A 15517-nucleotide genomic window follows, 5' to 3' on the forward strand; every position below is an offset into this window, starting at 1 on the left:
ATCGCTCATCGCGAGCAGAGAGCCTGCTCGCGATGAGAGCGACACGGTGTTAGATCAACCCTCCGGACGCAGCATCAACACCGCCAGCGGCGGCAAGTTCAACACCAACGACAGTTCCTGCCCGTGGCTCGGCTCTTCCTCGGTAAACGCCCCGCCGCTGTTGCCATAGTTCGAGCCGGCGTAGGTGGCAGAATCGCTGTTGATCACCTCGGTCCAACGCCCGGCAAACGGCACGCCAACGCGATAACCCCCGCGCGGCACCGGAGTGAAATTAGCCACCACTAACACCGGCCGCCCGTCCTTGCTCCAGCGCATGAAGGCGTAGACGCTGTTGATCGCATCATCACCAATCAACCACTGGAAGCCTTGCGGCGCGTCGTCCTGATCATGCAGCGCAGGCTCTTCGCGATACAGCCGATTGAGATCGCCGACGAGTTTCTGCACCCCTTTGTGTTCCGAGTACTGCAGCAAGTACCAGTCCAGTTGCTGATCGTGGTTCCACTCACGCCACTGACCAAACTCGCAGCCCATGAACAACAGCTTCTTGCCCGGATGCGCCCACATGAAACTCAGGTAGGCGCGCAGGTTGGCGAATTTCTGCCAGCGATCGCCCGGCATCTTGTCGATCAGCGAGTGCTTGCCGTGTACCACTTCGTCGTGGGAGATCGGCAGGATAAAGCGCTCGGACCAGGCATACACCAGGCCGAAACTCAGTTCGTTGTGGTGATGGGCACGGTACACCGGGTCCTGCTGGATGTAGTGCAGCGAATCGTGCATCCAGCCCATGTTCCACTTGTAGTCGAAACCCAGCCCGCCCTGTTGCGTGCCCTGGCTGACACCCGGCCACGCGGTGGATTCTTCGGCAATCACCAGCGCGCCGGGGGCTTCGAGGTCGACCACATCATTGAGATGGCGCAGGAAGTCGATGGCTTCGAGGTTTTCCCGACCACCGTGGCGGTTCGGCACCCACTCGCCAGCCTTGCGCGAATAGTCGCGGTACAGCATCGAAGCCACGGCATCGACCCGCAGGCCGTCGACGTGGAAATGCTTCAGCCAGTGCAGCGCCGAAGCCAGCATGTAGCCGTGCACTTCGGTGCGCCCCAGGTTGTAGATCAGCGTGTCCCAGTCCTGGTGGAAACCTTCTTGCGGGTTGCCGTATTCGTACAGCGCAGTGCCGTCGAATTGCGCCAGGCCGTGCGTATCGGTAGGAAAATGCGCCGGCACCCAGTCGAGGATCACGCCGATGTCGGCCTGGTGGCAGGCATTGACGAACGCGCCGAAGTCTTCCGGCTTACCGTAGCGGGCGCTCGGGGCGAATTGCGACAGCAACTGGTAGCCCCAGGACCCACCGAACGGATGTTCCATGATCGGCATCAGCTCGATGTGGGTAAAACCCAGGTCCTTCACGTAAGGAATCAGCCGCTCGGCCAACTCATGCCATGTGTACTGGCGGGCGACCTCGCCCAGATCATCCAGCTCACATTGCCACGAACCGGCATGCAATTCGTAGATCGACAGCGGCGCGCTCGGCCGATGACGGTCACCACGCGATTGCATCCACTCGTGGTCCTGCCAATCGATGTTCAGCGGTGAAGCGACTTTTGATGCGGTATCCGGCGGCAGCGAGGTGGCCAGCGCCATCGGGTCAGCCTTGAGCGGCAGAATGCCGTGCGTGCCGAGGATTTCGTATTTGTACGTTTCCCCCGCCTGCAGGCGCGGGATAAACACCTCCCAGACCCCAGTGGGATGACGCAGGCGCATCGGGTGCCGACGACCGTCCCAGTTGTTGAAGTCACCGACCACCGACACCCTTTTGGCATTCGGTGCCCATACGGCGAACCGCACGCCATCGACACCGTCGACCGACTTCAGCTGCGCGCCGAGGCAAGCGCTGAGATCGCGGTGATTGCCTTCGGCGAACAGGTACAAGTCCATCTCGCCGAGTAACGGGCCGAAGCTGTAAGGATCCTCGGAAATTTGTTCGCCGCCGGCCCAACGGGTTCGTAGCAAATACGGCTGCGCCCGATCGAAATGCCCGACGAACAGGCCCGGCGTCTGGGTCGCCTCAAGGTTGCCGAGTTCTTCCCCGGAGTCCTTGGCCAGTACCTGCACGCTCAAGGCGTCCGGCAAATAGGCCCGAATAAATTGCCCGCCGGCACCATCGCCGTGGGGGCCGAGAATTGCAAAGGGGTCATGGTGTTCGGCGCGAACCAGCGCGTCGATGTCCCGCGATCTGGGCAGTAGCGCCTCTTTAGCGTGACCCTGTTCCTTGTTCGAGAAACTCATAACTACTCTCCACCAAGATCGGAAAAGGGTTTAAGCCCACTCAATAGTCCATACAAGCCGTGCAACGGCACGGGCAACCATGTGGGGCGATTTTCTGCCTCATAGGCCACTTCATACGCTGCCTTCTCCAGGCCGAACAACGCCAGCGCGGCGTCCTCGCCTTCCGGATCTTGCCATGCATGAGCAAGACTAGCTGCCGCCAGCCGATAAGCGTCGACAAATGCTTGTCTTGCTTCATTTAAATAGCGATCGGCGACACGTTGACGAGCGGCTTGGGCATCGGCCGTGTTGTCGACGTTGTGCACGTTGATCGCCATTGCCGCAGCGTAGTCGAAGGAGCGCAATACGCCGCTGACATCTTTATACGGGCTGTGTTTGCCCCGACGTTCATGCAGCTGCCGCGCCGGCTCACCTTCGAAGTCGATCAGGTAAGCGTCGCCCTTGATCACCAGCACCTGACCCAGGTGCAAGTCGCCGTGGACGCGAATGCGCAGACCACCGGCGGCTTTTTTGCCCAGCACCTGAACATGGCTGAGAATGGCTTTTTTGTTGTCCAGTAAACGACTGACCAAGGCTTTGTCTGCCGGGTTCAATTCGCTTTGATGCTGCTTGAGCAACTTCAGCGCGTACTCCAGTTGCGCCGCCACGTCCTTGGCCGAGGCCAGGGCATCTTTCTGGGTGGTAGCCTGCGGGGCGAAGTCCGGGTTGTCGCTGGGCGCCGCCAGCAGCTGATGCATTTCGCCCAGGCGCTGACCGAGCATGCCGGCGAAGTCTCTCAATTCACCCAAGGCGTTGTAGTGTTGCTCTTGCTCGGACATGGCGTCGGCCAGTTCGTCGCGCAGCGCCCGTTCGAGGTTGTTCTGGGTCCATTCCCAGGCGTCGCCCTGATTGCTTAAGTAGCCTTGGGCAATCATCAACAGACTGTCCTCGCCCGCCGGATCTCGGCGAACCACCGAACCGAGCAGGGGCGAAATATTGCCGAAACCGGCGTTGGTCAGGTACGCGCTCATTTCCAGTTCCGGGTGTACGCCAGACGCGACCTTGCGGATCAGTTTCAGCACCAGGCTGTTGCCGATGACCACCGAACTGTTGGACTGCTCGGCGGACAGGTAACGCACTTCCGATTCCCCGGTCAGACCGAGTTTCGCCAGTTCCGCCGTCGGCTCGAAGCAGATCTCGCCCGCACTGGATGGCAATACGGTATTACGTTGAATGTCCTGCAATACCGCATGCACAAAGGTGTCGAGGCTGAAGGCGTCGGTGATCAAACCGACCTGACGCACGCGCCGGACTCGAGACAAGGCCAGTTGCTGAGGCAACGCGGCACCGACCTGATCTTCGGAGATAAAACCGAACGGCAACTGATAGCGACTGGTCTGGCCGCCGCTGGTGACGTCGATTTCACTCAACAGCACTGGATGCAGCGGGTCGCCGAAGCGCACACCGTAAGCAATGTTGACTTGCTCGATGACCGCGTCCTTGCCGGCAAACCAGCGGCGATTCTGCAGCCAGCTCGGCAGGATGCCCTGCTCCAGCGTGCCGCGGGACGGCGCTTCGAGCAGCTCCTCCATGCGTTTCTTCAGCACCAGCGTGGTGAAGTCCGGCAGGCTTTGCGCCGGTTCCACGTGCCAGCTCGGCATCTGGTTTTCCGCCGCGAGCACAAACCAATAGAAGCCGTAAGGCGCCAAGGTCAACAGGAAATTCAACTGGCCGATCGGCGGGAAGGCGTTACCGCCGAGCATCTCCACCGGCACCATGCCAACGTAGGCCGACAGGTCCAGCTCCGCCGCTTGTGCGCTACGGGACACGTTGGCCACGCACAAGATGATTTCGTGCTTGCCGTCGGCCCCGGTGAATTCCCGGGTGTAGGCCAGAATCCGCCGGTTGCTCGGCGACAGCATTTTCAGCGTGCCGCGACCGAAGGCCTTGGACTGCTTGCGCACGGCGAGCATGCGCCGGGTCCAGTTCAGCAGCGAATGCGGGTCGCCGGCCTGGGTTTCGACGTTGACCGACAGGTAGCCGTATTGCGGGTCCATGATCGGTGGCAGCACCAGGCTGGCCGGGTCGGCGCGGGAGAAGCCGCCATTACGGTCAATCGACCATTGCATCGGCGTACGCACGCCGTCACGGTCGCCGAGGTAGATGTTGTCACCCATGCCGATTTCGTCGCCGTAATACAGGGTCGGCGTGCCGGGCATCGACAGCAGCAAGCTGTTGAGCAGTTCCACACGGCGACGATCGCGTTCCATCAACGGCGCCAGACGTCGGCGAATCCCCAGGTTGATCCGCGCCCGACGGTCGGCCGCGTAGTAATTCCACAGGTAATCGCGCTCCTTGTCGGTGACCATTTCCAGGGTCAGTTCATCGTGGTTGCGCAGGAAAATTGCCCACTGACAGTTGGCCGGGATCTCCGGGGTCTGGCGCAGGATGTCGGTGATCGGGAAGCGATCCTCCTGGGCCAGCGCCATGTACATGCGCGGCATCAACGGGAAGTGGAACGCCATGTGGCATTCGTCGCCGTTCAGGCCTTTGGCGTCGGTGTCGCCGAAGTACAGTTGCGTGTCTTCCGGCCATTGGTTGGCCTCGGCCAGCAGCATGCGGTCCGGGTAATTGGCGTCGATTTCGGCACGGACCTGCTTGAGGACGTCGTGGGTCTCGGGCAGATTTTCGTTGTTGGTGCCGTCGCGTTCGATCAGGTACGGAATCGCGTCCAGACGCAAACCGTCGATACCCATGTCGAGCCAGTAGCGCATCACCGATAGCACGGCTTTCATGACTTGCGGGTTATCGAAGTTCAGGTCTGGCTGGTGGGAATAGAAGCGGTGCCAGAAGTACTGGCCAGCCACCGGGTCCCAGGTCCAGTTGGACTTTTCGGTGTCGAGGAAGATGATGCGAGTGCCGTCGTATTTTTGATCGTCATCGGACCAGACATAGAAGTCCCGTGCCGCCGAGCCTGGTTTGGCTTTGCGCGCACGCTGGAACCAGGCGTGCTGGTCCGAGGTGTGGTTGATGACCAGTTCGGTAATCACCCGCAGGCCACGTTTGTGGGCTTCAGAGATGAAACGCTTGGCGTCGGCCATGGTGCCGTAGTCGGAATGCACACCACGGTATTCGGCAATGTCGTAGCCGTCGTCGCGCCGTGGCGAGGGATAGAACGGTAACAGCCAAATGGTGTTGACGCCGAGATCGGCAATGTAATCGAGTTTGGCGATAAGGCCGGTAAAGTCGCCGATCCCGTCATTGTTGGAGTCGAAAAAAGACTTAACGTGAACCTGGTAGATCACCGCATCCTTGTACCAGAGCGGGTCCTTGATAAAGGTGGCAGCCTTGGGTTTCTTCGCCATTTGAAGCTCCTGTTGATGATCGTTCCCACGCTCTGCGTGGGAATGCATCCAGTGACGCTCTGCGTCACAGCGATGGACGCAGAGCGTCCGAGGCGGCATTCCCACGCGGACGGTTCGACGCCTCGACGTGGGAACGATCGTGCTAGACGGTAATTCGCCAGATCCCGAACGGTTGATGCGCCGGGTCGATCCGCATGAACTGGTACTTGCCGTGCCAGGTCCAGCGATGACCGCTCATCAAGTCTTCGCCCTGGGTGCTGACGTCGTCGGACAGGCCCATTTCCCACAGCGGCAATTCGAAATTCGCTTCCTGGACGTTATGCGGATCAAGGCTGACGGCCACCAGAATGAAATTGCTGCCATCCGCGCTGCGTTTGCCGAAATACAGAATGTTGTCGTTCCAGGCGTTGTAGACCTTCAAGCCCAGATGCGTCTGCAGCGCCGGGTTCTGCCGGCGGATACGGTTGAGCTGGGCGATCTCGGCAATGATGTTGCCCGGCGCGTTGAAGTCCCGTGGGCGGATTTCGTACTTCTCGGAATTGAGGTATTCCTCCTTGCCCGGCACCGGTGCCGCTTCGCACAGTTCGAAGCCGGAATACATGCCCCACAGACCGGAGCCCATGGTCGCCAGCGCCGCGCGGATCAGAAAACCGGCGCGCCCCGACTCATGCAAAAACGCCGGGTTGATGTCCGGGGTGTTAACGAAGAAGTTCGGCCGGAAGCATTCACGCCACGGCGACTCGTTGAGTTCGGTGAAGTAAGTCGCCAGTTCGGACTTGTTGTTGCGCCAGGTGAAGTAGGTGTAGCTCTGGGAGTAACCGACCTTGCCCAACCGCGCCATCATCGCCGGGGTGGTAAAGGCTTCGGCCAGGAAGATCACCTCGGGGTACAGCGCCCGCACATCAGCGATCATCCACTGCCAGAACGGCAGCGGTTTGGTGTGAGGGTTGTCGACGCGAAACAGCTTCACGCCCTCCTCGACCCAACCCACCACGATGTCGCGCAACTCGACCCACAGACTCGGTATCGCATCGGTGGCATAGAAATCGACGTTGACGATGTCCTGGTATTTCTTCGGCGGGTTCTCGGCGTATTTGATCGTGCCGTCCGGCCGCCAGTTGAACCAGCCCGGATGCTGCTCCAGCCACGGGTGATCCTGGGAACACTGAATCGCGAAGTCGAGGGCGATTTCCAGCCCATGGTCAGCGGCTGCCGCGACAAGACGCCGGAAGTCTTCGCGAGAGCCCAGCTCGGAATGAATTGCCTCATGCCCACCCTCTTCGCTGCCGATGGCATACGGACTGCCCGGATCGTCCGGTCCGGCGGTGAGGGAGTTGTTCGGGCCTTTGCGGTAATTGCGGCCGATCGGGTGGATCGGCGGGAAGTACAGCACATCGAAGCCCATGTCCTGGATCATCGGCAGCCGCGAATGCACATCGTTGAAGGTGCCATGACGGGCCGGATCGTCAGTGATCGAACGCGGGAACAGTTCATACCAACTGGCGAACTGCGCCAGGTCCCGTTCGACGTCGAGCGGGTATTCAGGGCTGATGCTCAAATAGGCCCGATGATCGGCCAGCGACATCAGCTCGGCGCTACGCTGGTGCAGAAACAGCGCGACCTGCTCGATTTCGAGCAGACCCGACAATTCATGGTGCAGCGCCGCCAGTTGTTCACTCAGCTGCCCTTCCGCGCGCTCGGCGGCTTGCTGGACCAGCGTTCGCCCTTCCTGCAATTCCAGACTGATCGGCACCCTGGCCGCGTGTTTTTTCTCCAGCTCATAACAGAAGCTGGCGAACTGATCGATCCAGGCTTCGATGCAAAATACATAACGGCCCTGGCGCGAGACACGGAACTGGCCCTGCCAACCGTTATTGCCCAAGTCAGTCATGACTTCGCTTTGCCAGGTCTCATCACCCTCGGCGTGCCAGCGCACGCGCACGGCCAACTTGTCGTGGCCGTCGGCAAACACTTTGCTGGTCACCACCACGTCCTGACCGACCACGGCTTTGACGGCAAACTGCCCGCCATCGAGGATCGGCATGGTGTTCTCGATTGCGATGCGCGGTAGCAGTAAAGCCTGCGACAGCGGCATATGAGGGTTGTAGTTCAGCTCTGTCGGTTTTTCAGCAGTCATCGAGCATCTCTCCTTTACGCCCCATGGACGCTCTTGTGTCTGTGGCTTGTAACGGGATAGCCATCCCGCAGGACTGCCCCGGAATGAACTCACTTAGGTTCCGAGCGACAGGCACCGGTAAAGTTCACGAGGATTTGCCTGAGCCTTCGGCGGATCAATTCCTTTGCACGGTGGTCAACACACTTAAGCACGACTTACGCCATGTGCCACTGGAGGCTAAATCCATGAGCATTCCGATCCCTGCCGAAACGCCTGATCCAAACATCGACAGCCCGACCATTCCGCCGACCGAGCCTGACCCTGTGCCTGAGCAAGACCCGCCCGGCAGCACCCCGCCACCTCGGGAAGAGCCACCGAGCAGCATGCCGCCGGTCATCGTCACTCCCGAGTAATGATCGTTCCCACGCTCTGCGTGGGAATGCCTCATCGGACGCTCTGCGTTCGGCTCTTGATGGGACGCGGAGCGTCCCGGGCTGCATTCCCACGCAGAGCGTGGGAACGATCATTTACGGGGCGTGATCCTTATCGAGCATGCGTACGATCCTTGGCATCACACTGAAGATCGCCAACGCCAATAACGTGCTGAGTACCGCCGTCGCCTCTCGCCCCAACCCGGCCGAGACGCCAATGGCGGCGGTCATCCACAATCCGGCGGCGGTGGTCAGGCCTTTGACATGCCCCTCGTCACCCTCGTTGTTTTTCAGGATAGTCCCTGCGCCAAGAAAGCCGATCCCCGCGATCACACCCTGCACCACCCGGCTCATGGCATCGGCCTGAGAGCCGGACATTTGCGGCACCAGCACAAACAGCGCGGCGCCGAGGGCCACCAGCATATGGGTGCGCACGCCAGCGGCCTTGCCTTTGTGCTCGCGTTCGAAACCGAGAATCCCGCCCAGCACCGCCGCCATCAGCAGTCGCACGGTAATCCGCGTCAGTTGTGAAGCGTCGCCGATGTCGGCGAATTCCGCTTGCAGGGTCACCCAAACCTCATGCCACCAAGCGTTCATGGTGTTGTCCTTGTGATGATTGGATAGAACGTTGCTTGATTCAGGATGGACCGCGTCGACCATTAATCGGTTGCACAGAACGATGCTCTTCGGCTGTGCCCTAACACTGTAGAACCCGCAGAAAAAAGGACACTTCTATGACTGTGCGCATCGAAAACCAGACCTGCTTTTTCATCCTCGAAAACGGCGAAGAAATTCGTCTGTGCCCCGACGTCACCATCATCACCGACTCGGAAAAAGCCATGTCGGCGGTGGAACTCGACGGCCAGCGCATCTACATCACCGAAGCAGAAGCCGACGCATTGACCGTAGCAGGCGCAGTCGACGGGCGTAAGCATTTGAAGGCCACCGACAGTGATTCGGTGATTTGACTGACCCGGATCAACAATACCCGCAGACGCTTGATGTAGGCACCTGCATCCTGCTGCAGCGGATGCTTCACGTGTCGCAGGCAGCGGATCAATGCCCATCTGATCCGCTTTTTATTGCAATAGGTGAGTCTGTTATGCAAACAGATCGCCGCTCATAGTGCTCAGGCCTGATGGAGGCTGATGAGCGAAAGACCATGAGCGATAGAATCCCCGTCCGAATTGTTGAAAGTACCTTGCCCGTTCAAAGCTATGAGCCTTCGCGTCCAAAGATGAAGGCCAAGTCCAGCGACAACCTGATCCACACCCGCAGCTTCACCGGTTTATTCCGCACCCTGCGCATGAGCGGCGCGGGGTTTCTGTTTCTGCTGTTCTTCGGCACGGTGTGGTTGAACTGGGGCGGCCGCCAAGCGGTGCTCTGGGACCTTAGCGAAAGTAAATTCCACATCTTCGGTGCAACCTTCTGGCCGCAGGATTTCATCCTGCTGTCGGCGCTGCTGATCATCGCTGCCTTCGGTCTGTTTGCGATCACCGTGTTCGCCGGGCGGGTCTGGTGCGGATACACCTGCCCACAGAGCTCCTGGACCTGGATTTTCATGTGGTGCGAGAAGATCACCGAGGGCGAACGAAACCAGCGGATCAAGCTGCAAGCCGCGCCCTGGGGCCTGAACAAACTGATCCGCCGCTCGGCCAAGCACACCTTGTGGCTGGCCATCAGCCTGTTGACCGGCCTGACCTTTGTCGGCTATTTCACACCGATCCGACCGCTGGCCGAAGAACTGCTGACCTTGCAAATGGGTGGCGTCAGTCTGTTCTGGGTGCTGTTCTTTACCGGCGCGACGTACATCAACGCCGGTTGGCTGCGTGAAGCGGTGTGCATGCACATGTGCCCGTATGCGCGGTTCCAGAGCGTGATGTTCGACAAGGACACCCTGACCATCTCCTATGACGTGGCCCGTGGCGAAAACCGTGGCCCGCGCAAACGTGACGTGGCGCCGGCTGAAGTCGGCCTCGGTGATTGCATCGACTGCCAATTGTGCGTCCAGGTCTGTCCGACCGGCATCGACATCCGCGACGGTTTGCAGATGGAATGCATTGGCTGCGCCGCGTGTATCGACGCCTGTGATTCGATCATGGACAAAATGGGCTACGCCCGCGGGCTGATCAGCTATACCTCGGAGCATCAATTACAGGGCGGCAAGACTCATTTGCTGCGGCCGCGATTGATCGGCTACACCGCGGTGTTGCTGGTGATGATCGGTGCGCTTGCCCTGGCGCTGGTGGAGCGGCCGATGGTCTCGCTGGACGTGAGCAAGGACCGTGGCCTGTTCCGCGAGAACAGTCAGGGGCAGATCGAAAACATCTACAGCCTGAAAGTCATCAACAAGACCCAGCAACGTCAGGACTATCGTCTGACTCTGGTCGATGGCGACGGCTTCCAGTTGCAAGGCAAGACCGAACTGAGCCTGGCGCCCGGTGAGATTGTCGATGTGCCAGTGTCGGTGGCGATGACCACGGAACGGCCGAGCAGCAGTTCGCAGAACATTAGCTTCAAGATTGTCGACAGTGATGAACCGGAGATTTATAGCGTGGCGAAGAGCCGGTTTGTTGCGCCGATGAATCGTTGAGCCCTTAGACTGCGGTGCTGCCATTCGCGAGCAAGCTTCGCTCCTACAGTCAACACCGGACCGTAGGAGCGAGGCTTGCCCGCGAAGAAGTCACCTCGATTTACCTGAATGACACCAACCCAGGCACTCAATGAAACGCTACGAAAAATTCGCCGACGACATCGCTGAACTGATCCGCTCCGGCGTCCTCGGCCCCGGCCAGCGCGTGCCGTCGGTGCGCTACGCGAGCCAGACCTACGGGGTCAGCCCGTCCACAGTGTTCCAGGCCTATTACCTGCTCGAACGCCGAGGCCTGATCCGCGCTCGCCCGCGTTCCGGCTACTTCGTCAACGCGCACGCGCCGAGCCCGTTCTCGGAGCCGGTGATCAGCAGCCAGGTCAACGAATCCACCGAAGTCGACGTCAGCGAACTGGTGTTCTCGGTCCTCGATTCGATCAAGGACCCAAACACCGTGCCCTTCGGCTCGGCCTTCCCCAGCCCGACCCTGTTTCCGCTGCAGCGCCTGTCCCGCTCCCTGGCCAGCGCCGCCCGAGAGATGGACCCGCGCATGGTCGTCACTGACATGTCGCCGGGCAACCCGCAGCTGCGTCGACAAATCGCCCTGCGCTACATGGTCGGCGGGCTGATGCTGCCCATGGAAGAACTGCTGATCACCAACGGCGCGTTGGAAGCGCTGAACCTGTGCCTGCAAGCGGTCACCGAGCCCGGCGACCTGGTGGCCATCGAAGCCCCGGCGTTCTATGCCTGCCTGCAAATACTGGAACGGCTGAAGCTCAAAGCCGTCGAAATCCCTGTGCATCCGCGCGATGGCATCGACCTTGGCGTACTCGCGCAAACCCTGGAACGGCACCCGATCAAGGCCTGCTGGTGCATGACCAGCTTCCAGAACCCAATGGGCGCGACGATGCCCGAGGCGAAGAAACAGGAACTGGTTGAGTTATTGCGCAGCCATCAAGTGCCGCTGATCGAAGATGACGTCTACGCCGAACTCTATTACGGCCAACAGGCGCCAAAACCGGCGAAAGCTTTTGATACCGAAGGGCTGGTGATGCACTGCGGTTCGTTCGCCAAAAGCCTGGCCCCCGGCTACCGCATCGGCTGGGTCGCTGCCGGGCGCTATGCGCAGAAGATCGAGCGTCTGAAACTCATGACGTCTCTGTGCGCGTCGATGCCGGCCCAGGCAGCCATCGCCGATTACCTGCAACACGGTGGCTACGACCGGCACCTGCGAAAACTGCGTTACGCCCTGGAAGAACAGCAAAGCGCCATGCTCGCCGCCATCGCGCGCTACTTCCCGGCGCAGACTCGCGTCAGTCAACCCGCCGGAGGTTACTTCCTGTGGCTGGAATTGCCACCACAGATGGATTCGCTGAAGTTGTTTCAGATGGCGTTGGCGCAAGGGATCAGCATCGCACCGGGGCCGATCTTTTCACCGACCCAGCGGTTCAGGAATTGTATTCGGCTGAATTACGGCAGTCCCTGGGATGAGACTGCCGAGAAAGCGATGGAGACGTTGGGGCGGATTGTGCGGTCGTTCTAACCACTCACCCTCACCTACCTAATCGTTCCCACGCTCTGCGTGGGAATGCCTCTAGGGACGCTCCGCGTTCCAACTCTCGAAAGGGACGCGGAGCGTCCCGGGCTGCATTCCCACGCAGAGCGTGGGAACGATCAGGGTTAACGCCCGCCGCCGAGGTCAACAAACGTCCCGGTCGCATAAGAAGCCTTATCCGACAACAACCACACAATCGCCTCAGCCACTTCATCCGGCCGCCCGCCCCGGGCCATCGGAATCGCCGACTCCAGCTTGCTGACCCGATCGGGATCACCGCTCAATGCATGAAAGTCGGTATATATGTAGCCGGGACGCACCGCGTTGACGCGAATGCCTTCGCCGGCCACTTCCTTGGACAGGCCGATGGTGAACGTATCCAGCGCACCTTTCGACGCCGCGTAGTCGACGTACTCGCTGGGGGCGCCCAAGCGTGAAGCCACCGAGGATACGTTAACGATGCTGCCGCCCTGCCCGCCATGTTTGGGCGACATGCGCAGGATCGCGTGCTTGGCGCAGAGGATCGGCGCCAGGACGTTGGTTCTGAGGATTTTGAGGATACGGAATTCGGACATTTCATCGATCCGGGACTTATGCCCGACGGTGCCGGCGTTATTCACCAGTGCCGTGACCCGGCCCAGTTCAATGTCCACGCGGTGGAACAGCGCGATCACTTCGTCTTCGTTGCTGACGTCAGCGCGCACCGAGATGGCTTGGGCGCCGAGGGCGCGGACTTGCTCCAGCACAGTTTGCGCAGCCGATTCGTCGGCCTGATAGTTGATACAGATCCGATAGCCTTGTTCGGCGGCCAACAGGGCTGTGGCGGCGCCGATACCGCGGCTGCCGCCGGTGATGACGATGACTTTGTCCATGCGAACTTTCCCCCTTTCCAAGCGTTAGCAGTCGGGGGGCAAGAATAACCGTCATCGCAGGCTTTTGCATGGGCTCACATCAATCACCTGGTTCTCAACACACCGCCAATTGCTCCCCGCGGTGAATATCCACCATGAAGCGTTCGGCCGGCAGCGGGTGCCCAAGCAGGTATCCCTGCAACGAGTCGCAACCGAGTTGCGTCAGGAAGTCCTGCTGCGAGTCGGTTTCCACCCCTTCGGCGACGATCCGCAACCCTAGCGCCTGGCCGAGGGCGACGATGGCGGAAACGATGGCGGCGTCATCGCTGTCACGTTCAAGGTCGCGGACAAACCCCCGGTCGATTTTCAGTTCGTTGGCTGGCAAGCGCTTGAGGTACATCAAACTCGAATAGCCGGTGCCAAAATCATCGATCGACAGGTCGACACCCATTGTCGAAAGCTCCTGAAGCACCGTCATGCTCGCATCGGCATCGCTCATGGCGGTGGTTTCAGTGATCTCAAGAGTCAGGCTGTTGGCCGGCAAATGGTGGGTGGCCAAGGCCTTGGCGACACTCTGGACCAGGCCCGCGTGGCAGAACTGCAAGGCTGAAAGGTTCACCGCGATGCGCCAGTCGGTGTACCCGAGCACGTACCACTCGCGCATCTGACGGCAAGCTTCGTTGAGCACCCACTCGCCAATCGGAATGATCAGCCCGGTCTTTTCCGCCAGTTCAATGAACTTGTCCGGCATCAGCATGCCCTGAGTGGGATGCACCCAGCGCAGCAACGCCTCGGCGCCGACCGGCCGGCCATTGCTGGCATCGAACTTGGGTTGGTAATAGAGACGGAATTGCTGCTGATCGAGGGCGATACGCAAGTCCTGCAGCAATTGCAGCTGTTTGCGCGCGTTGCTGTTCATCGAAGCATCGAAGAAGCTATAGCCGTTTTTCCCGGCGCCCTTGGCGTGATACATCGCCGCGTCGGCATTCATCAGCAACTCTTCGGCGGTTTCACCGTTACCCGGAAAAATCGCGATGCCAACGCTGGCGGATATCTGCAAGTCATGTTCGGCGACCCGGAACGAACGCCCGATCAGCCCGACCTGACGGGCCGCCAGGTTCAATGCGTCGTTCTGCTCGCCGAGTTGCACCAGCAATACGAACTCATCACCGCCGATCCGCGCCAGGGTGTCCTGGCTGCGCAAATCCTCGCGCAGGCGCAGGCCGACTGCACGCAACAACAGATCGCCCATATGGTGACCGAAGGCATCGTTGACCGGTTTGAAACCGTCCAGATCGATGAACATCAACGCAAAACAACCGCCTTGTTCGCGCACCATCGACATCGCCTGATCGATGCGGTCAGCCAGCAACACGCGATTCGGCAGGCCGGTCAGGGTGTCATGCAAGGCCAGTTGGGTCAGTTCGCGGTTGGCCTCGGTCAATGAGTGGGCGAGCCCTGCGGTGCGGGCCTCAAGGCGCGCATCGAGGATCGAAGTCAGTAAGGCAAGGCTCAACACCGCCAGGGTGGTGATCAGCACCAGATTGTCCAGGCCCTTGCCGTTCAAGCCGTTGACGGCCGACCCACAGAAGCTGCCGTCCGGGAAACGTGCCGCCGCCATGCCGGTGTAGTGCATGCCGACAATCGCGAGGCCCATGATCACCGCCGCACCGCCACGGATCAGGCCGACATAAGGCGTGTGCTGGCGCAGGCGGAAAGCGATCCATAACGCGGCGCCCGAGGCGACGACGGCGATCAGCAGCGAGGCGCCGAATAGCGTCGGATCGTAATCGATACCCGGCTGCATGCGCATGGCGGCCATGCCGGTGTAGTGCATGGCGCTGATCCCGGCGCCCATGACCAGCGCGCCTAACGCCAATTGCCAGGCCGGTAATTGTGGCTGGCTGACCAGCCACAGGGCAAAGCCGCAGGACAGGATGCCAATCAGCAGTGACAGCACCGTGATGTCGACGTCGTAACCGAGGTCAATGGGCAGTTTGAACGCGAGCATGCCTATGAAATGCATCGACCACACGCCAACGCCCATGGCAAAGGCGCCACCCGCCGTCCATAGATGCACGGCTCGGCCCTTGGCTGTGGCGATGCGTTCGGTCAGGTCGAGCGCGGTATAGGAGGCGAGAATCGCCACAAAAAGCGAGATGATAACCAGCGTGGGGGAATAGCTACCGATAAGCATGAGACTACTCGCGACAGCCCCTCCGTACTGCTTCCATTCTCGGGGGGGCAAATCGGGCGATTGTACTGATTGCGCAAAAGAACGCACTGACAAAATTAGCAAAGGGCCATCAAGTCGATGAAACGCTTGTTTTAAGGTTTCACATTA

General features: G+C 60.2%; 10 protein-coding genes. 4 read left to right on the forward strand and 6 right to left on the reverse strand.

Going from position 1 to position 15517, the window contains the following annotated elements; genetic code table 11:
• Window positions 1-54 precede the first annotated feature (54 nt).
• The 3 genes from glgB to ACYZT5_RS09110 form a co-directional block, all read right to left on the reverse strand.
• Window positions 55-2286: a 1,4-alpha-glucan branching protein GlgB gene (glgB, locus tag ACYZT5_RS09100; RefSeq protein ID WP_462050797.1), complete on the reverse strand. Its 2232-nt coding sequence runs from the start codon at window positions 2284-2286 to the stop codon at window positions 55-57.
• 2 nt (window positions 2287-2288) lie between these two features.
• Complete coding sequence (gene treS, locus ACYZT5_RS09105; RefSeq protein WP_462050798.1) at window positions 2289-5630, reverse strand: maltose alpha-D-glucosyltransferase; 3342 nt, start codon at window positions 5628-5630, stop codon at window positions 2289-2291.
• A gap of 142 nt (window positions 5631-5772) precedes the next feature.
• A complete protein-coding gene (locus tag ACYZT5_RS09110) occupies window positions 5773-7767 on the reverse strand; it encodes an alpha-1,4-glucan--maltose-1-phosphate maltosyltransferase (RefSeq protein WP_462050799.1) in 1995 nt (664 codons plus the stop codon).
• 224 nt (window positions 7768-7991) lie between these two features.
• Between ACYZT5_RS09110 and ACYZT5_RS09115 the strand changes: the two genes are divergently transcribed.
• Window positions 7992-8159: a hypothetical protein gene (locus tag ACYZT5_RS09115; protein WP_462050800.1), complete on the forward strand. Its 168-nt coding sequence runs from the start codon at window positions 7992-7994 to the stop codon at window positions 8157-8159.
• A gap of 114 nt (window positions 8160-8273) precedes the next feature.
• On the opposite strand, the gene ACYZT5_RS09120 is transcribed toward ACYZT5_RS09115, so the two are convergent.
• A complete protein-coding gene (locus ACYZT5_RS09120; RefSeq protein WP_462050801.1) occupies window positions 8274-8774 on the reverse strand; it encodes an MgtC/SapB family protein in 501 nt (166 codons plus the stop codon).
• A 137-nt stretch (window positions 8775-8911) separates the two neighbouring features.
• Here ACYZT5_RS09120 and ACYZT5_RS09125 point away from each other — a divergent pair, with 137 nt between their 5' ends.
• The 3 genes from ACYZT5_RS09125 to mapR all read left to right on the forward strand — a co-directional run bounded on the left by ACYZT5_RS09125 (window position 8912) and on the right by mapR (window position 12310).
• Window positions 8912-9145, forward strand: a complete 234-nt coding sequence (locus ACYZT5_RS09125; protein WP_462050802.1) for a DUF3203 family protein — start codon at window positions 8912-8914, stop codon at window positions 9143-9145.
• A gap of 194 nt (window positions 9146-9339) precedes the next feature.
• Window positions 9340-10770, forward strand: coding sequence for a cytochrome c oxidase accessory protein CcoG (gene ccoG, locus ACYZT5_RS09130; protein WP_462050803.1), 1431 nt, complete (start codon window positions 9340-9342; stop codon window positions 10768-10770).
• Window positions 10771-10900: 130 nt separating this feature from the next.
• On the forward strand, window positions 10901-12310 hold the full coding sequence (mapR, locus tag ACYZT5_RS09135) for a GntR family transcriptional regulator MpaR (protein WP_462050804.1): 1410 nt from the start codon (window positions 10901-10903) through the stop codon (window positions 12308-12310).
• A gap of 137 nt (window positions 12311-12447) precedes the next feature.
• On the opposite strand, the gene ACYZT5_RS09140 is transcribed toward mapR, so the two are convergent.
• Together ACYZT5_RS09140 and ACYZT5_RS09145 are read right to left on the reverse strand one after the other, a co-directional pair.
• Window positions 12448-13194, reverse strand: coding sequence for an SDR family oxidoreductase (locus ACYZT5_RS09140; protein WP_462050805.1), 747 nt, complete (start codon window positions 13192-13194; stop codon window positions 12448-12450).
• A 94-nt stretch (window positions 13195-13288) separates the two neighbouring features.
• Window positions 13289-15370, reverse strand: a complete 2082-nt coding sequence (locus tag ACYZT5_RS09145; protein ID WP_462050806.1) for a putative bifunctional diguanylate cyclase/phosphodiesterase — start codon at window positions 15368-15370, stop codon at window positions 13289-13291.
• Window positions 15371-15517: the final 147 nt, after the last annotated feature.

This window comes from Pseudomonas sp. LB3P14, from assembly GCF_054898045.1.